The following is an 18,450-nucleotide window of genomic DNA, read 5'->3' on the forward strand; positions in this document are numbered from 1 at the left end:
GGGCGCCCGAGCGCGCCGCGCGTTACTTCACGCGCATGCCGGGCTTCGCGCCGCTATGCGGCTCGAGCACGTAGAGGCCCGGTTCGGCCTTCTCGTCCGCGGCCGAGGCCGCCAGCACCATACCTTCGGACATGCCGAACTTCATCTTGCGCGGCGCGAGGTTCGCGACCATCACGGTCAGTTTGCCGATCAGTTGCTCCGGCTGATACGCGGACTTGATGCCCGAGAACACGTTGCGGGTCTTCTCTTCGCCGACGTCGAGCGTCAGTTGCAGCAGCTTGTCCGAGCCTTCCACCGCCTTGCAGTCGACGATTTTCGCGATGCGCAGATCGACTTTCGCGAAGTCGTCGATAGAGATGATGCCGGACTCTTCTTCCTTCGCGGCGGCGGCGGCCTTGGCGTGTGCCTTCGCCTTAGCCTTCGCGTCGGCCGCCGCCGCTTCCGGCGTGGCCTGCAGCGACTCGCGATTGGCCGCGAGCAGCGCCTCGATCTGCTTCGGATCGACGCGCGTCATCAGATGCTTGTACGCGTTGATCGGGCGCGCCGAGCTGAGCGGCGCGGCGGCGTCGGCCCACACCAGTGGCTCGATGCCGAGGAACGCCTCGACCGCTTCGGCGAGCTTCGGCAGCACCGGCTTCAGCGCGAGCGACAGCAGACGGAACGCCTCGATGCTGACGCTGCAGGTCTCGTGCAGCGCGACCGCGTTGGCCGGGTCTTTCGCCTGATCCCAGGGCTTCGCGGTATCGACGTAGGCGTTGACCGCGTCGGCGAGCTCCATGGTCTGACGCAGCGCGCGGCTGTACTCGCGAGCCTCGTAGTGCGCGGCGATCTGGGGCAGCGCCGCGCGCAGCGTGCCCAGCAGCGGATGGTGCATCGCGCTGTCCTGCACGCGGCCGTCGAAGCGCTTGATCAGGAAGCCGGCCGCGCGGCTCGCGATGTTCACGTACTTGCCGACCAGATCGCTGTTCACGCGCGCCTGGAAGTCGTCCAGGTTCAGGTCGAGGTCTTCCATCGTGCTGTTCAGCTTGGCCGCGAAGTAGTAGCGCAGCCATTCCGGGTTCAGGCCGGTGTCGATCACGCTTTGCGCGGTGATGAAGGTGCCGCGCGACTTCGACATCTTCGCGCCGTCGACGGTCAGAAAGCCGTGCGCGAACACGTTGGTCGGCGTGCGATGGCCCGAGAATTCGAGCATCGCGGGCCAGAACAGCGTATGGAAATACAGGATGTCCTTGCCGATGAAGTGGTACTGCTCGGCGGTCGAGCCCTTGCGGACCCACGCGTCGAAATCGAGGCCGCGCTTTTCGGCGAGGTTCTTGAAGCTCGCGTAGTAACCGACCGGCGCGTCCAGCCACACGTAGAAGTATTTGCCGGGTGCGCCCGGAATCTCGAAGCCGAAGTACGGCGCGTCGCGCGAGATGTCCCAGTCGGCGAGCTTGGCTTCGCCGGCGTCGCCGAGCCACTCGCGCATCTTGTTGGTCGCTTCCGGTTGCGCAAGGCCGCCGACCCACGCGCGCAGGAAGTTCTCGCAACGCGGATCGGACAGGCGGAAGAAGTAGTGCGTCGAGGTCTTGCGAATCGGCGTCGCGCCGGAGACGACCGAGTACGGATTGACGAGCTCGGTGGGTTGATAGGTCGAGCCGCAGACTTCGCAGCTGTCGCCGTATTGGTCTTTGGCACCGCATTTCGGGCACTCGCCCTTGATGAAGCGGTCCGGCAGGAACATTTCCTTGACCGGGTCGTATGCCTGTTCGATCTCGCGCGCGTCGATCAGCCCCGCTTCTTTCAGCGCGAGGTAGACGCTTTCGCTGAGCACGCGGTTTTCGTCGGAATCGGTCGAGTAGTAGTTGTCGAACGAAATGCCGAAGCTGTCGAAGTCGCGCTTGTGTTCCAGCCACACGCGATCGATCAGCTGTTTCGGCGTCAGTCCTTCTTTTTCCGCGCGCAGCATGACCGGCGTGCCGTGCGTGTCGTCGGCGCCGACGTAGTAGACCTCATGACCGTGCATTCGCAGCGCCCGGACCCAGATGTCCGTCTGGATATATTCGACCAGATGGCCGATATGAATCTGCCCGTTCGCATACGGAAGGGCCGACGTGACGAGAATCTGACGGCGGCCGGACGGCGCGCCTGCGGGGAGGTCGGTGGCGGGTGCTGACATAAGGATCGGGGTGCCTGCGGTGGGACGAAACGATGATTTTAGCAGGGCGCACGCCGCACGCGGGCCAGGCGCGGCGGGCTGGACGAGCGGAGCAGAAGGGGATGGGCGCTGCGGTGAGGGACAACCGGGGGCGACGCCTCGCGAGCGAGATGTAAAACCGCGCGGGCAAAAAAAAACCGGGGTCGATAAACCCCGGAGCAACAACGACAAGAGGAGAATGGTGACGTGACGGCTTCGCCAGTCACGTACCGTAAAGACAGACCGCGGATTTTCCGTAGAGTTCGAAATTTTTTTCGATTTACCGACAAACCGGTCCGGCGGCTCATTCCGGACGCCAGCCGGGCTCGTTTGGCCGCAACGCCCGGCCCGCCCGGCGGCGCCTTCTCCTGTTGACTTGCGCTTATTGCGTCGCGTGCTGGGCGGTGGCGCGCAGGTAGATCTCGACGCGACGGTTCGCCGCACGGCCGGCTTCGGTGTTGTTGTCGGCGATCGGCTGGTTCGGGCCCATGCCGGTCGCCGACAGGCGCTGCGGCGCGATACCGCGTTGCGTCAGATAGCCGGTCACGCTCTGCGCGCGGTTGACCGACAGCGTCTGGTTGTATTGCAGCGAGCCGGTGTTGTCCGTATGGCCGACGACCGATGCGACGACTTCCGGATTCTGCTCCAGCGTCTGGGCGAGCTGGTCGAGCACCGGCGCGAACGTCGGCTTGATCGCGTAGCTGCTGGTGTCGAACGTGACCGAACTCGGGATGTTCAGCTTGAGCGAGCCGTCCGGCTGCTCGGTGATCTGCGTGCCGGTGCCCTTGGTCGCGCCCGACATGCGGTTGCGGATGTTGTCCCAGTTGTAGCCGGTGATGCCGCCCACCGCGGCGCCGGTCGCCGCGCCGATCGCCGCGCCCTTGCCGCCGCCGAAGATCGCGCCGAGCGCGGCGCCGGCACCGGCGCCCACGCCGGTGCCGACTGCGGTGTTGGTGCCCTGTTGGGTCGCGCAGCCTGCCACCAATGAGCCTGCCACGGCGAGTACGGCCACGCGAGTCATGATTCTTGCATTCATCTTGGTTTCCTTTCGTGTGCGAATAAACCAGCGGGTAGCGGTCAGTCTATGCACCGAACATTACGGCAACGCAGCGACCACCCAGAAAGTTCAGGAACGATTCCTGCGCCTTGCTTCGCGCGGTCCGACAGCGAAGCAGGGTCTTCGGGCACCGTCTGCCGTCAGACACTACAATAATGCCTGAACACGCAGCGATGCGACCCTACGGCGTCCCGCGTGCCCCGAAGGGTGCCCGGCACGTTAGATTTTCGCAATGCCGCATAACAATTTCTTGCAATTCCGCGCCGCGTGGGCGATTCGTCCATCCTCACGCCGCACCTCTTCCCCACGGAGTATCAATGAGTATCGATCGGGCTTTGGTCGACGCCGCTGTCGCGGCCGTCACTGACCCCAACACGGGCGCACCGTACGCGGCCGCGAAGAGCATCCGCAACGTGGTTGTGGAGGGCGACGCGGTCAGCCTTCAGGTGACGCTCGGCTATCCGGCGAAAAGCCAGTTCGACGCGATCCGCCAGCAGTTCGCCGACGCGCTGCGCGCGCTGCCCGGCGTCGCGAACGTGCACGTCGAGGTTTCGCAGCAGATCGCCGCGCACACGGTGCAGCGCGGCGTGAAACTGCTGCCCGGCGTGAAGAACATCGTCGCGGTTGCGTCGGGCAAGGGCGGCGTCGGCAAGAGCACGACCGCCGTGAATCTCGCGATCGCGCTGGCGAGCGAGGGCGCGTCGGTCGGCATTCTCGACGCCGACATCTACGGTCCGTCGCTGCCCACCATGCTCGGTATCGAGGGCCGCCCTGAATCGCCGGACGACAAATCGATGAACCCGATAACCGGCCACGGCGTGCAGGCCAACTCGATCGGCTTCCTGATCGAGGCGGACAACCCGATGGTATGGCGCGGCCCGATGGCGACCTCGGCGCTCGAACAGCTGCTGCGCCAGACCAACTGGCACGAACTCGACTACCTGATCGTCGACATGCCGCCCGGCACCGGCGACATCCAGCTGACGCTCGCGCAGCGCGTGCCGGTCACGGGCGCCGTGATCGTCACGACGCCGCAGGACATCGCGCTGCTCGACGCGAAGAAGGGCCTCAAGATGTTCGAGAAGGTCGGCATCCCGATCCTCGGCATCGTCGAGAACATGGGTCTGCACATCTGCTCGAACTGCGGCCACGAGGAGCACATCTTCGGCGCCGGCGGCGCCGAGCGCATGAGCAAGGAGTATGGCGTCGACGTGCTCGGCAGCCTGCCGCTCGACATCACGATCCGCGAGCAGGCCGATTCGGGCCATCCGACGGTCGCCGCAGACCCGAACGGGCGCATCGCGGAGATCTATCGCTCGATCGCGCGCAAGGTCGCGGTGCATATCGCCGAACGCGCGCGTGACATGAGCTCGAAGTTTCCGAACATCGTCGTGCAGAACACCTGAGCGGCCGTCCGGGCAAGGGATTAGGGGCGATCTCGATCCCTATTTTCATGAGCTCTCGCGGTATCATGTCGACTTCACGGGTTCGGCTCGGCGGCCGCAGGGGCGGCCGCCAGGCCGACAAGAGGATCGCATGGGAAAACGAATCGACGGGCACGCGGTACATGCGTTCATCGTCCTGACTGCCGGCTGTGTGCTGTTGAGCGGCTGTGGCGTCTTCCTGAGACCACAGGAAAAGCGCGCCGACGCGCAGTTACTGCCCACCGTAGGCAATCAGGCACACGGCCTCGTGACCTTTATCGAGCGCTCGGACGGCGTGCAGGTCACCTACAATCTCACCGGCTTGCCGCCCAATAGCGACCACGCGCTGCAGGTGCACGAGCGCGGCGACTGCAACGCCGCCGACGGCTCAAGCGCCGGTCCGGTGTTTTCGCCGGCGGCCGAACGGCTCAAGGCCGGCGCGCGCGTCGAGGGCGATCTCGGCAACATCCATGCGGACGCGAACGGCGTGGCCACCGGCTTCATCGTCGCGCCGGACGTCGCGCTCGACGGCATCCGCTCGGTGCTGCAGCGCGCAGTTTTGCTGCACCGCGACGCGACCGATCCCTACGCGTACCCTCAGCACGGCGCCGGCACGGCCATCGCCTGCGGCGTGATTCGCCAGCAGTGAACGGCGGGCGCGCTTTCGCCGCCAGGCCACCGCTCGGTGGCATACATGACGCCATCGGCGGCAGCGATTCCGTGATCGCGTAAAATAAGCGGCCTTCGCCGGCTGAGCGCCGCAGCGCCGCCGGCAGTTTTCATCTATCTTTTCGTCACACCTGACATTCACGTCGAGCAGCGTTCACCTATGACCATCAAATCTGACAAGTGGATCCGGCGCATGGCCGAGTCGCACAAGATGATCGAGCCGTTTGCGCCCGATCAGGTTCGCGTCTCACAAGACGGCCGGAAGATTGTCAGCTACGGCACCTCGAGCTACGGCTACGACATCCGCTGCGCCGACGAATTCAAGATCTTCACCAACATCAACTCGACGATCGTCGATCCGAAGAATTTCGACGAGAAGTCGTTCGTCGATTTCAAGGGCGACGTCTGCATCATCCCGCCGAATTCGTTCGCGCTCGCGCGCACGGTCGAGTACTTCCGCATTCCGCGCAGCGTGCTGACCGTCTGCCTCGGTAAATCGACGTATGCGCGCTGCGGGATCATCGTCAACGTGACGCCGTTCGAGCCGGAATGGGAAGGGCACGTCACGCTCGAATTCTCGAATACGACACCTTTGCCTGCGAAAATCTACGCGAACGAAGGCGTCGCCCAGGTGCTTTTCTTCGAAAGCGATGAGATTTGTGAAACGTCGTACGCGGATCGCGGCGGCAAGTATCAAGGTCAGCACGGCGTCACGTTGCCGAAGACCTGACGTCGGCAGCGTCCCGACCCACCAGTTATTCGGGTGACCGCTGCGCTTTCTACATAACGCAGCGGTCGTTTTCTTTTTGGAGAATCGCCCATGAAGTTCCGTTTCCCCGTCGTCATCATCGACGAAGATTTCCGCTCCGAGAACATCTCGGGTTCCGGCATCCGGGCTTTGGCCGAAGCCATCGAGAAAGAAGGCGCGGAAGTGCTCGGGTTGACGAGCTACGGCGATCTGACCTCGTTCGCGCAGCAGTCGAGCCGCGCGTCGTGCTTCATCCTGTCGATCGACGACGACGAACTGCTGCCGTACGTCGACAACGTGGTCGTCGAAGGCGAGACACCCGAGCTAGCGGCCGCGATCGTCGCGCTGCGCGCGTTCGTGACCGAAGTGCGCCGTCGCAATGCCGATATCCCGATCTTCCTGTACGGCGAGACGCGCACCTCGCGCCATCTGCCGAACGACATCCTGCGCGAACTGCACGGCTTCATCCACATGTTCGAGGACACGCCGGAGTTCGTCGCGCGCCATATCATCCGCGAGGCGAAGGTGTACCTGGATTCGCTCGCGCCGCCGTTCTTCAAGGAACTGGTGCAGTACGCGGAAGAGGGTTCGTACTCGTGGCACTGCCCGGGCCACTCGGGCGGCGTCGCGTTCCTGAAGAGCCCGCTCGGCCAGATGTTCCACCAGTTCTTCGGCGAGAACATGCTGCGCGCCGACGTCTGCAACGCGGTCGACGAACTCGGCCAGCTGCTCGACCACACCGGTCCGGTCGCGGCCTCGGAGCGCAACGCCGCGCGCATCTTCAGCGCCGACCATGTGTTCTTCGTGACCAACGGCACGTCGACGTCGAACAAGATCGTCTGGCACGGCACGGTTGCGCCGGGCGACATCGTGCTGGTCGACCGCAACTGCCACAAGTCGATCCTGCACGCGATCACGATGACCGGCGCGATTCCGGTGTTCCTGACGCCGACGCGCAACAACTTCGGCATCATCGGCCCGATCCCGCGCAGCGAGTTCGAACCGGAGAACATCCGCAAGAAGATCGAGGCGAATCCGTTCGCGCGCGAAGCGCTCGCGAAGAACCCGAAGCTGAAGCCGCGCATCCTGACGATCACGCAAAGCACGTACGACGGCGTGGTCTACAACGTCGAGATGATCAAGGAGATGTTGGGCGAATGGCTCGACACGCTGCACTTCGACGAAGCGTGGCTGCCGCACGCGGAATTCCACGAGTTCTATCAGGACATGCACGCGATCGGCGCGGGCCGTCCGCGCATCGGCGCGATGATCTACGCGACGCACTCCACGCACAAGCTGCTCGCCGGCATCTCGCAGGCGTCGCAGATCGTCGTGCAGGATTCGAAGAACAGCCGCTTCGACAAGCACCGCTTCAACGAGGCCTATCTGATGCATACGTCGACAAGCCCGCAGTACGCGATCATCGCGTCGTGCGACGTGGCCGCGGCGATGATGGAAGCGCCGGGCGGCACTGCGCTGGTCGAGGAGTCGATCGCTGAAGCGCTCGACTTCCGCCGCGCGATGACCAAGGTCGACACCGAATACGGCGACGACTGGTTCTTCAAGGTGTGGGGCCCGGACCAGTTCGCCGAGGAAGGCATCGGCTCGCGCGAAGACTGGATGTTGCGTCCGGACGACGCGTGGCACGGCTTCGGCCCGCTCGCCGAAGGCTTCAACATGCTCGATCCGATCAAGGCGACGATCGTCACGCCGGGTCTCAACATGGACGGCGGCTTCGACGACACCGGCATTCCCGCGGCGATCGTCACGAAGTACCTGGCCGAGCACGGCATCATCGTCGAGAAGACGGGCCTGTACTCGTTCTTCATCATGTTCACGATCGGCATCACGAAGGGCCGCTGGAACTCGATGGTGACCGAGTTGCAGCAGTTCAAGGACGACTACGACACCAACCAGCCGCTGTGGCGCGTGCTGCCCGAGTTCGTCGCGCATCATCCGATGTACGAGCGTGTCGGCCTGCGCGATCTGTGCCAGCAGATCCACGGCGTGTATCGCGCGAACGACATCGCGCGTCTGACGACCGAGATGTACCTGTCGAGCATGGAGCCGGCGATGAAGCCGTCCGACGCATTCGCGAAGCTCGCGCACCGCGAGATCGACCGGGTACCGATCGACGAACTCGAAGGGCGCGTCACGTCGATCCTGTTGACGCCGTATCCGCCGGGCATTCCGCTGCTGATTCCGGGCGAGCGCTTCAACAAGACCATCGTCAACTACCTGCGTTTCGCGCGCGAGTTCAACGAGCGCTTCCCGGGCTTCCATACGGATATCCACGGGCTCGTCGGCGAAATGGTCAACGGGCGCATCGAATATTTCGTCGATTGCGTGCGCATCTGACGATGGCTTGGGTGAAGTTGCTGACGGGCCTGCCCGCCATCGGGCGCTGGCGGCGCGGGGCCGGCGTGCTGGCGTTCGCGCTCGCGGCCGGCACGCTGGTGCTCGGCGCCATCGCGAGTCCGGCGGCGCATGCCGAAGTGGCCGCCGCCGATCCGATCGATGCGGCGATGCGCGCCTGTCTCGCGCGCGCCGACATGTCGACGACGATCGGACAGGTGCAGTGCATGGACAATGCGCGCATCGGCTGGATGGCCGCGGTCGATAGCGCGTACCAGCAGTTGCTCGCGAAGGTGCCGCCCGCGCGGCGCAGGCTGTGGGAAAAGAGCCAGTCGAGCTGGCTCGCGTCGCGCGATGCCGAGAAGCAGTTGCTCGCCGCAGTCTTCGCGACGACCCAGGGCTCGATGTACGTGCTTTCCGAAGCCGACATGCAGCTGCAGCCGGTACGCGACCGCGCGCTCGTGCTGCGCAGCGCGCTCGCCGATGCGAGCGGTCCGGCGCCGCGCCGGCCGCGCGCGTGCAACGCCGATGCGCGCTGCGAACACGCGATGTTTGATCTGAACCGCTACTACCGTGTGCTCGAATCGAAGATGCCGGCGAAGTCGCGGCCCACGCTGGTGCACGCGCAACGCGCGTGGAATGCGTATCTGACGGCATCGACGCCGCTCGTGGACGAACGCGGACGAATCGACATCATCGGCGCGCGCGTCGCGACGATCAAACGGCTCTCCGAAACGGCCGGCAACCACTGACGGCCGCCGAGCGGCGCGACCCGCCGCAGCTTCAATCCCATTGAACACCGTCTGCGCGCGGCTGCGGCGGCGCGAGCGCCGGCTCGCCGCGCAGATCGCGCATCGCATCCTCGATGATCGTGGACATCGTGTTGAGCGCGAGGTCGTTGTCGTCGGTGCCGAACGGCTCTTCGAGTTGCGACGCGATCGCTTCGTGCGCCATGAACGTGTACGCGACGAACACCGCGAACACCGGCGTGAAAATGCCGATGCTGTTGACGAGCCCGAACGGCAGCGACGCGCAGAAGAAGTACACGGTGCGGTGGATCATCACCGAATACGCGAACGGCAACGGCGTCGAAGCGATGCGCTCGCAGCCGCCGATCACGTCCGATAGTCCGTTCAGATTGCGGTCGAACGCGAGCACCGTGATCGGATCGAGTGCGCCCGCGCGCGCCGCGCGCTGCACCCATTCGCCGAGGCACAGCATCAGCGTGGCCGGCTTGTAGCGCGATCCCATTACACGTTCGAACAGTGCGCCCGGCAGCCGCGCGGCAAGGTCGTCGCGGGCTTCGGTCTTGCGCAACTGGTGACGCAGCGCATGCGGAAGCGCGCTCAGTATCGCCAGAAACGCGGCGGCTTCCTCTTTGGGCAATTCGCGCGACGGCAGCGTCAGCGCCTGGCGCGTCAGCGAGCGCGACTCATTGAGCAATTGCCCCCACAGCTTGCGCGCTTCCCACCAGCGGTCGTAGCTCGCGTTGTTGCGAAAGCCGAGAAACACCGCGAGCGCAATGCCGACCAGCGAGAACGGCGCGATCGAGTTCAGGTTCAGGCTGACGGGCAGCAGATGATCGTGCGCGGCGAGCGCAATGATCGAGATGACAAAGATCAGGAAAAGCCGCGGCAGCAACTGCGGCAGCACCGAGCCGCGCCACGCGAGCAGCATGCGGAACCAGTGGAGATGCGGGCGAATGATCATGGACGCGCGGTTCGTCTGAAGCGATAGAGCGCTTATTATCGATCGCTTTTCGCGTCCCCCGAACAGAAAACCCGCGGCGTGCGCATCACAGACGATGCACACGCCGCGGGTTCGTTCACCGCAAGCGCAGCGGGACAGCAGCTAACCGCGCGTCAGTCGCGCGCCGACGAAGCCGCGCCGTGGCTCAGCCAGTCGAGTACGGCCGTTGCGTCGTCGTCGGCGCCTTCGCGCGCTTTCTCGACCGTCTCGGCCACCTCATCGCTCGGCACCGCGCGGCGAATCGCCACGCCGACCGCCAGAATGTCGATCATCACGAGGTGCAGGATGCGCGAGATCATCGACAGTTGCGACTCGCGAATCTCGATGTGATCGGTTTCCAGCGCGACGGTCGCGCGCTTCGCGAGCGGCGTGTTGCTCGAGGTGATCGCGATCACCTGCGCGCCGGCCTGCATCGCGACGTCGAGCACGCGCAGCAGCTCGGGCGCGCGCCCCGACTTCGACACCGCGACGATCACGTCGCCCTTGCCGAGCAGCGCGGCCGAGGCCGCCTGCATGTACAGGTCACCATACGCGATGGTCGGAATACCGAAGCGGAAGAATTTGTAGTGCGCGTCCTGCGCGACGATGTTCGAATTGCCGAGCCCGTAGAACTCGATGCGCCGCGCGCCGTTCAGCAGGTCGATCGCGCGCTCCACGTGCTCGAAGTTCAGATGCTCGCGCAACTGCAGGATCGCCGACACCGTGTTGTCGAGCACCTTCGCGCCGAAATCGGTCGCGGTGTCGCCGAGATGCACCTGGCTGTGGCTGACCGGAATCGTGCCGGTCAAGCCGGTCGCGAGCTTCAGCTTGAAATCCGACAACCCCTGGCAGCCGAGCGAGCGGCAGAAGCGGATCACGGTCGGCTGACTGACGTCGGCCTTGCGCGCGATGTCGACGATCGGATCGTTGATGATCGAACGCGGATGGTTCAGCGCGAGATCGGCGACGCGGCGCTCGGCCGGCGTCAGCGCGTCGCGCATCTGGCGAATCCGCTCGAACACCGCCGACGAGCTGCCGCCCGCGCGGTTCGACAGCTGCTCCGCGAGAATCGCCGATACGCCGAGAAACGCTGGGTATTCGGCGGTGATCACATAGGTCGGCACGTTCTGCAGATACGCCTCGAAGCGGCCCTTCGCCTCGAAGCGCTTGCGGAACGACGAACGCGCGAACAACTCGCCGAGGCGCGGCACCACACCGCCGCCGATATAGATGCCGCCGAGCGCGCCGAGCGTCACCGCGATATTCCCGGCGAAGGTGCCGAGAATGCCGCAGAACACGTCGACCGATTCGGCCGCGAGCGGCTCGCCTTCGTGCGCGCGCTTGACCACCTCGGCCGGATTGACGCTGGCCGGCACGCGTTTCTTGTCGCGGCCCGCGAGCGCGCGATAGATCACCTCGAGGCCCGGACCCGCGGCCACCCGTTCGAACGACACGTGCGACCACTTCTTGCGCGCGTAGTGCAGCACGATCTCTTCGCGTTCGTCGGCGGGCGCGAAGGTGGCGTGGCCGCCTTCGCTGCCGAGCGCGATCCAGCGGTCGTCGGCGGGGATCAGGCCCGACACGCCCATGCCGGTGCCGGGGCCGAGCAGGCCGATCACGCTGTTGGGCCGGCGCTGGCCGCCGCCCACCTGCACGCGCTGCGTGTCGGTGAGACCGGGCAGCGCCATCGCGAGCGCGGTGAAGTCGTTGACGACGAGCAGCGTGTCGAAGCCGAGCGTGCGGCGCGTCGCTTCGATCGAAAAGGTCCAGTCGTGATTGGTCATGCTGACCTGGTCGCCGTCGACCGGGTTCGCAATCGCGATCGCCGCGTGATTGACGCGGCCGATCTTCGTGTCCCTCAGATACTTCTTGATGACGTCGGCGACGCTCGGATACTCGGCGCAAGGATAGACCTGCACCGAACCGATTTCGCCGGGGCCCGTCTCGAGCGCGAAACGCGCATTGGTACCGCCGATGTCGGCCAGCAGCCTCGGTCCATCGGCGTGCTGGGCCGCCCCCGGCACAGCTTTAGTTTGCACACCAGTAGACATCGAGTCTCACTCCCTTGTCGTTTGCCAGTTGCGAGATGGCATTTTTTTGTAGCGCAGCGGATGCGGCGTTGAGCACGTCCATCTTGCGCGGTCCTGCGATCAGCAGAAACAGATGCTTCACGTCCTTCAGCGCGGACAGCGACCAGCTCACCCGCGCGTGCGGCGCGGCGCCCGGATGCACGGCGACGAAACGCTCGGTCGTGGTGATCGCGTGATCCCATTCGGGCGCGTCGGCGAAGATCGACGCGGTGTGGCCGTCTTCGCCCATGCCCAGCACCGCGACGTCGGGCGCCGTGGCAAAGCGCGCGTCCGCGTTCAGCGCGGCGACGTGCGAGTGCAGATCCTGGCTGGTGTCGACGAGCGGCCAGAAGGTCGCTTGTTGCGCGGCGTTCTGCAGCAACGTGGCGCGCGCGAGCTGCGCGTTGCTCGCGCTATCGGTCTCCGGCACCCAGCGGTCGTCGACCAGCGTGATCGCGATGCGGGGCCAGTCGAACGTCTGCGTCGACAACGTTTGCAGAAACGGACGCGGGCTGCTGCCGCCGGACACGGCCAGCATGGCCGGGCGCGCGAGCGGGGTTGACGTGCCGGTGCCGGCTGCCTGTGCGGCAAGCGACGCATGTAACGCATCGCCCACCGCTTTCGCCAGCGCGTCGGATTGGGCGCGCTGGTCGTCGAAAGCGTGAAGCTCGATCACTTCTCCTCCGTGCTGCATTCTTGTTGGATCTGCGGAATCAGCCTGACAGCTCTCGCGCGATGCCTGCATGGCGGGGTGGCCCGCAGACGCCTGACGCGATACCGGCGCGACTCCGTTCAGTTCGTCGGTGGTGTTGCCGTCGCCGCGCGCCGAGATGTTCATCGCGCGCGGCGCCGTCCGTCAATTCATCAAACTCAATTCTCTTCTTCGAGCCAGCAGGTGCCGTGCTGGGCGAGCATCGCGCTCGCCGCGGCCGGTCCCCACGTGCCCGCCGCGTACGGCTTGGGCGGCTTGGTGGAGGCCTTCCATTCGTTCAGGATCGGCTCGACCCAACGCCACGCGGCTTCCTGTTCGTCGCGCCGCACGAACAGCGCGAGGCGCCCGTGAATCACGTCGAGCAGCAGCCGTTGATACGCCTCCATCTGGCCTTCGCGGAAGAACCGGTCGAACGCGAGATCGAGGTATACGCTCGCGAGGTTCATACCCTCGCCGGGCTGCTTCGCGAGACAGTACAGACGGATCGTCTCGTTCGGCTGCAGCCGGATCACGAGGCGGTTCGCGCCCGCGCGCAGCGCCGACGCGCCAAGCGCCGAATGCGGCACCGCACGGAAGTTCACGACGATCTCGGCGACGCGATCGGCGAGCCGCTTGCCGGTGCGCAGAAAAAACGGCACGCCGGCCCAGCGCCAGTTCTCGATCTCGACCTTCAGCGCGACGAAGGTCTCGGTCGAGCTATCCGGCTTCACGCCTTGCTCGGTCGCGTAGGCCGGCACCGTGTTGCCGCGGATCACGCCCGAATGATACTGGCCGCGCACCGCGACCTTGCGGATTTCCTGCGAATCGACCGGTTTTAGCGCGCGCAGCACGCGCAGCTTTTCGTCGCGAACCGAGTCGGAGTCCATCGAGTGGGGCGGCTCCATCGCGACGATCGACAGCAGCTGCAGCAGGTGGTTCTGCACCATGTCGCGCAGCGCGCCAGTATTGTCGTAGAAATCGCCGCGCGCTTCGACACCGAGTTCCTCGGCGATCGTGATCTGGATGCTCTCCACCCACTCGCGGCGCCACAGCGGTTCGAACAGCGCATTGCCGAAACGCAGCGCGAGCAGGTTCTGCACCGGCTCCTTGCCGAGGTAATGGTCGATCCGGTAGATCTGCTCTTCCGCGAAGATTTCGCCGACCGCGTCATTGATCGCATTCGACGACTTCAGATCGTAGCCGAGCGGCTTCTCGAGCACGATGCGCGCGTTGTTATTCAGACCCACCGCGGCGAGCGCATGGCAGATCGGCACGAACAGCGACGGACCGGTCGCCAGATAGAACACGCGGATGCCGGGCATATCCTGGATCGCGTCGCGCAGTTGCGCGAAGTCATCCGGATTGCCGAGATCGATCTTCACGAACTCGATGCGCGCGAGGAAGCTCGTCCACGCGGCTTCGTCGAGGCCGTTTTTCGACACGTGCGGCTTGACGTGCCCCTCGACCCACTGCAGGTACTCGCCGCGATCCGCGATGTGCCGCGCGACCGCGACGATCTTGCCGTTGTCGGCGAGCATGCCGCCCGCGCGGTGCGCCTCGAACAGCGCGGGCAGGATCTTGCGCATCGACAGATCGCCGGTGCCGCCGAAGAGAACGAAGGTGAAGCTTGAGTCGGTATGCATGAGTCTCCGTCGATGTCCTGAAAGGCCGCCGCGCTGATCGGACACTGCACGTGCAGCGACCCGGAAAAGCGACCGTAGTCCAATAAAATATTTTTTGACACTGAATTGTAGTTTAACTACAATCCAAATCAAGAGGTAGCGTTAATTCGAAGAAAAAAGCGTGTGCTGTGCAGACGAAATGCACGCTTTTTGCGAATCGGCGGGCGTCCCCGGCATGCGAACGGACAATGGGGCAACGCTTTCCGGTACGCGCCAGCAGGGTGCCGGCGGACCTTACGGAAAGTCGGGGAGTCGACGGGCCTGCGGATCGTTTCCGTGGCCGACGTCAGGCTGGCGTCGGATTGGTGTATGAGGTACCTCGAGTCTGCCGCGCGACGCGGGCAGGCAAAAATCAAAAGAGGAGACAGTCAGTTGCATCCCGAACCACTCACCTCTTGAGCGTCCAGCGGCCGGACATCGGTCCGCCGGCACATGCCCTCGCGCATGCGCCCGACCGTGCTCGATCGCCCGGTGTTTTGCCTGTTAGAACCAACCACAGCACCCTGGCGACATCAGGGGCCATTCGTTTTTTTGTTCAGGTGTCTGGAGGAGATAAGCAATGAAATTTCGCGCGATCATGGGCGCTCTGTGCGCTGCGGGTCTGATGTGTGGCGTGTCGGCCGTGCAGGCCGCCGAGTCGATCGAAGTGCTGCACTGGTGGACTTCGGGCGGCGAATCCAAGGCCGTCGGCGTCCTCAAGGACGACATGACGAAGCAGGGCTACACGTGGAAGGACTTCGCGGTCGCAGGCGGCGCTGGCGCGGCTGCGATGACGGCACTGAAGACGCAGGTGATCTCGGGCAACGCGCCGAGCGCCGCGCAGATCAAGGGTCCGCTGATCCAGGACTGGGCTTCGCAGGGCGTGCTGGTGCCGATCGACTCGGTCGCGGGCGACTGGAAGAAGAACCTGCCGCCGCAAATCGACAAGATCATGCAAGCGGACGGCCACTATGTCGGCGCGCCGTTCTCGGTGCATCGCGTGAACTGGCTGTACATCAACAAGGCAGCGCTGGACAAGGCGGGCGGCAAGGTGCCGACCACGTGGCCTGAGTTCTTCGCGGTGGCCGACAAGATGAAGGCCGCGGGCATCCAGCCGATCGCGATGGGCGGCCAGCCGTGGCAAGACCTGACGCTGTGGGAAGACGTCGTGCTGTCGGAAGGCGCGGACTTCTACAAGAAGGCGCTCGTCGACCTCGACGAGAAGACGCTGACCTCGGAGAAGATGGTTCAGGTGTTCGACACGGTCCGCAAGATCCAGGGCTACTTCGACGCGGGCCGCACGGGCCGTGACTGGAACCTCGCCACGGCGATGGTCATCAACGGCAAGGCCGGCATGCAGTTCATGGGCGACTGGGCGAAGGGCGAGTTCACCAACGCCGGCAAGAAGTCGGGCACGGACTACATCTGCGCGGTGGTGCCGCAAACGGACAAGGCGTACACGTTCAACGTCGACTCGTTCGTGTTCTTCCAGCAGAAGGGCCAGAAGGCGGCGACGCCGGGCCAGCTCTCGCTCGCCAAGACGATCATGTCGCCGGAGTTCCAGGAGCAGTTCAGCCTGTACAAGGGTTCGATCCCGGTGCGTCTCGGCGTGCCGATGGACAAGTTCGACGACTGCGCGAAGAAGTCGTACGCGGATGAGCAGATCGCGATCAAGGCCGGCGGTTATGTGCCGTCGCTCGCTCACGGCATGGCTCAGCCGGATGCCGCTGCAGGCGCGATCTCCGACGTCGTGACGAAGTTCATGAACTCGCAGCAAGATTCGAAGACCGCGGTTCAGGCTCTCGCGAAGGCAGCGAAGACCAAGTAAGCGTAGGTACGAAGCGTTGCGCCCGGCCGCTTGCATCTGAAGCGCCGGGCGCGCCCTTCGGGCCGTGTCGGGTCGGACCTCGAGCTGCTTCGGTTCGCAGCGCAGTCCGGCACGACGCGGCTTACCCGGGTTTCATGGAGTCACACCCAGGCCGTCGCGGTCCCGCGCCATGTGCGCACGGGCAGCCCGGCGGTACAGTTTCAGCAGGAGTCGAGTAGTGACTGCTTCCATCAGCGGGAACGGGAAAACGGCCACCGTCGCCCGCCGCACGTCGCCCATGGCGGCCCTTGCCGATCGCTATATTCCGAAGCTGGTGCTCGCACCCAGCGTCGTGATCAGCCTGATCTTCGTGTATGGCTTTATCGCAATCACCGGCTATCTGTCGCTGTCTACTTCGCGACTGATGCCTCGTTGGGAATTCGCGGGTCTCGACCGCTATCGCGAGCTGTTCCAGAACGACGTGTTCTGGACTTCGGCCGAGAACCTCGGCTGGTTCGGCATTCCGTTCATCGGTATCTGCATCGGTCTGGGTCTGTTGCTTGCGATCCTGCTCGATCAGCAGATCCGCAACGAAGGCGCGCTGCGCGCCGTGTTCCTTTATCCGATGGCGCTGTCGTTCATCGTGACCGGCACCGCGTGGCAATGGATTCTGTCGCCGGGCATCGGCATCGAAAAGGTGTTTCACGACTGGGGCTGGACGAGCTTCGAGTTCAACTGGCTCGGCGACCCGGACCGGGCGATCTTCTGTATCGTGATCGCCGCGGTCTGGCAGTCCACCGGCTTCGTGATGGCGCTGTTCCTCGCCGGTTTGCGCGGCGTCGACAGTGAAATCTTCAAGGCCGCGCAGATGGACGGCGCGGGCCTGCCGACCATCTACCGCAAGATCGTGATTCCGAGCATGCGGCCGGTGTTCTTCTCCGTGCTGCTGATTCTTTGCCACATCACCATCAAGACGTTCGACCTGGTCGTCGCGCTGACCGCCGGCGGTCCGGGCACGTCGTCGTCGCTGCCGGCCATCTTCATGTACACGTTTTCGTTTAATCGCGGGCAGCTCGGCGTCGGCGCGGCCTCGTCGATCATGATGCTCGCCACCGTGGTGGCCGTGCTCGTGCCGCTGATGTATCTGGAATCGAGGAGCACCCGCAATGCAACCTAAGATGACGATGAGCCGTGCCGTCATTTACGCGGCCCTGCTTCTGTTCGCGCTGTACTTCCTGTTTCCGCTGTACGTGATGCTGTCCACATCATTCAAGGACATCGATCAGCTGCGCACCGGCAACCTGCTGACGCCGCCGACGAGCTGGACCTTCGCGCCGTGGGTCAAGGCGTGGAGCGGCGCGTGTACGGGGGTGCGTTGCGAAGGCATGCAGCCGTTCTTCATGAACTCGGTGCGCATGGTGATTCCGGCCGTGCTGATCTCGTCGATCATCGGCGCGTTCAACGGCTACGTGCTCACGCACTGGCGTTTCCGCGGCGCCGATCCGATCTTCACGATGCTGCTGGTCGGCTGCTTCATCCCGTTCCAGGCGATCCTGCTGCCGATGGCGCGCCTCGAAGGCATCCTCGGCCTGTCGAACACGGTGAGCGGTCTGGTGCTCGTGCACGTGATCTACGGTATCGCGTTCACGACGATGTTCTTCCGCAACTTCTACGTGAGCGTGCCGGCTGAACTCGTGAAGGCCGCGCGTATCGACGGTGCGGGCTTCTTCACGATCTTCACGAAGATTCTGCTGCCGGTGTCGCTGCCGATCTTCATGGTGTGCCTGATCTGGCAATTCACGCAGATCTGGAACGACTTCCTGTTCGGTATCGTGTTCTCCGGCGTCGATTCGATGCCGATCACCGTGGCGCTGAACAATCTCGTGAACACCTCGACCGGCGTGAAGGAATACAACGTGGACATGGCCGGCGCGATCATCGCGGCGCTGCCCACGCTGCTCGTCTACATCATCGCCGGACGTTACTTCGTGCGCGGCCTGACCGCGGGCGCGGTGAAGGGTTAAATCATCGTAGAGCGACGGCGTTTCACCGAATGCGTGCCGCC

At 64.6% G+C, this 18,450-nt stretch carries 14 protein-coding genes; 8 read left to right on the forward strand and 6 right to left on the reverse strand.

The features are described from left to right. Window positions 1-22: 22 nt before the first annotated feature. Together metG and ACLFKU_RS15760 are read right to left on the reverse strand one after the other, a co-directional pair. On the reverse strand, window positions 23-2,158 hold the full coding sequence (gene metG / locus ACLFKU_RS15755; protein WP_410849683.1) for a methionine--tRNA ligase: 2,136 nt from the start codon (window positions 2,156-2,158) through the stop codon (window positions 23-25). Window positions 2,159-2,558: 400 nt separating this feature from the next. Then, window positions 2,559-3,212, reverse strand: a complete 654-nt coding sequence (locus tag ACLFKU_RS15760) for an OmpA family protein (protein WP_410849684.1) — start codon at window positions 3,210-3,212, stop codon at window positions 2,559-2,561. Between the two features lie 338 nt (window positions 3,213-3,550). On the opposite strand from ACLFKU_RS15760, the gene apbC reads away from it, so the two are divergent. The 5 genes from apbC (at window position 3,551) to ACLFKU_RS15785 (ending at window position 9,181) form a co-directional block, all read left to right on the forward strand. Then, entirely contained in the window at window positions 3,551-4,639 is a 1,089-nt protein-coding gene (apbC, locus tag ACLFKU_RS15765; protein WP_410849685.1) for an iron-sulfur cluster carrier protein ApbC, read from the forward strand. 130 nt (window positions 4,640-4,769) lie between these two features. Next, a complete protein-coding gene (locus tag ACLFKU_RS15770; protein ID WP_018431686.1) occupies window positions 4,770-5,306 on the forward strand; it encodes a superoxide dismutase family protein in 537 nt (178 codons plus the stop codon). A gap of 180 nt (window positions 5,307-5,486) precedes the next feature. Further along, complete coding sequence (dcd, locus tag ACLFKU_RS15775) at window positions 5,487-6,056, forward strand: dCTP deaminase (RefSeq protein WP_013088723.1); 570 nt, start codon at window positions 5,487-5,489, stop codon at window positions 6,054-6,056. A 90-nt stretch (window positions 6,057-6,146) separates the two neighbouring features. Continuing rightward, on the forward strand, window positions 6,147-8,432 hold the full coding sequence (locus tag ACLFKU_RS15780; protein ID WP_410849686.1) for an Orn/Lys/Arg decarboxylase N-terminal domain-containing protein: 2,286 nt from the start codon (window positions 6,147-6,149) through the stop codon (window positions 8,430-8,432). Between the two features lie 2 nt (window positions 8,433-8,434). Beyond that, window positions 8,435-9,181 carry a lysozyme inhibitor LprI family protein gene (locus tag ACLFKU_RS15785; protein ID WP_410849687.1) on the forward strand — a complete coding sequence of 249 codons (747 nt, stop codon included), beginning with the start codon at window positions 8,435-8,437 and terminating at the stop codon, window positions 9,179-9,181. 31 nt (window positions 9,182-9,212) lie between these two features. On the opposite strand, the gene ACLFKU_RS15790 is transcribed toward ACLFKU_RS15785, so the two are convergent. The 4 genes from ACLFKU_RS15790 to zwf all read right to left on the reverse strand — a co-directional run bounded on the left by ACLFKU_RS15790 (window position 9,213) and on the right by zwf (window position 14,560). Further along, window positions 9,213-10,139 (reverse strand): bestrophin family protein, encoded by a 927-nt coding sequence (locus ACLFKU_RS15790; protein WP_410849688.1) that lies wholly within the window; start codon window positions 10,137-10,139, stop codon window positions 9,213-9,215. 152 nt (window positions 10,140-10,291) lie between these two features. Further along, window positions 10,292-12,208 (reverse strand): bifunctional transcriptional regulator/glucokinase, encoded by a 1,917-nt coding sequence (locus ACLFKU_RS15795; RefSeq protein ID WP_410849689.1) that lies wholly within the window; start codon window positions 12,206-12,208, stop codon window positions 10,292-10,294. After that, window positions 12,186-12,902, reverse strand: a complete 717-nt coding sequence (pgl, locus tag ACLFKU_RS15800) for a 6-phosphogluconolactonase (RefSeq protein ID WP_368584523.1) — start codon at window positions 12,900-12,902, stop codon at window positions 12,186-12,188. Before pgl ends, ACLFKU_RS15795 begins: the two co-directional genes overlap by 23 nt. A gap of 194 nt (window positions 12,903-13,096) precedes the next feature. Further along, the gene (gene zwf, locus ACLFKU_RS15805; RefSeq protein ID WP_410849690.1) at window positions 13,097-14,560 is read right to left on the reverse strand and encodes a glucose-6-phosphate dehydrogenase; all 1,464 of its coding nucleotides are present in this window, start codon (window positions 14,558-14,560) and stop codon (window positions 13,097-13,099) included. Window positions 14,561-15,158: 598 nt separating this feature from the next. On the opposite strand from zwf, the gene ACLFKU_RS15810 reads away from it, so the two are divergent. The 3 genes from ACLFKU_RS15810 (at window position 15,159) to ACLFKU_RS15820 (ending at window position 18,409) form a co-directional block, all read left to right on the forward strand. Continuing rightward, window positions 15,159-16,406 carry an ABC transporter substrate-binding protein gene (locus ACLFKU_RS15810; protein WP_410849691.1) on the forward strand — a complete coding sequence of 416 codons (1,248 nt, stop codon included), beginning with the start codon at window positions 15,159-15,161 and terminating at the stop codon, window positions 16,404-16,406. Window positions 16,407-16,623: 217 nt separating this feature from the next. After that, the gene (locus ACLFKU_RS15815; protein ID WP_176121165.1) at window positions 16,624-17,562 is read left to right on the forward strand and encodes a carbohydrate ABC transporter permease; all 939 of its coding nucleotides are present in this window, start codon (window positions 16,624-16,626) and stop codon (window positions 17,560-17,562) included. Beyond that, entirely contained in the window at window positions 17,552-18,409 is an 858-nt protein-coding gene (locus tag ACLFKU_RS15820) for a carbohydrate ABC transporter permease (RefSeq protein WP_368584525.1), read from the forward strand. Before ACLFKU_RS15815 ends, ACLFKU_RS15820 begins: the two co-directional genes overlap by 11 nt. The last annotated feature ends 41 nt before the right edge of the window (window positions 18,410-18,450 follow it).

Source organism: Paraburkholderia sp. EG304, from assembly GCF_046543485.1.
Lineage (GTDB): Bacteria > Pseudomonadota > Gammaproteobacteria > Burkholderiales > Burkholderiaceae > Paraburkholderia > Paraburkholderia youngii.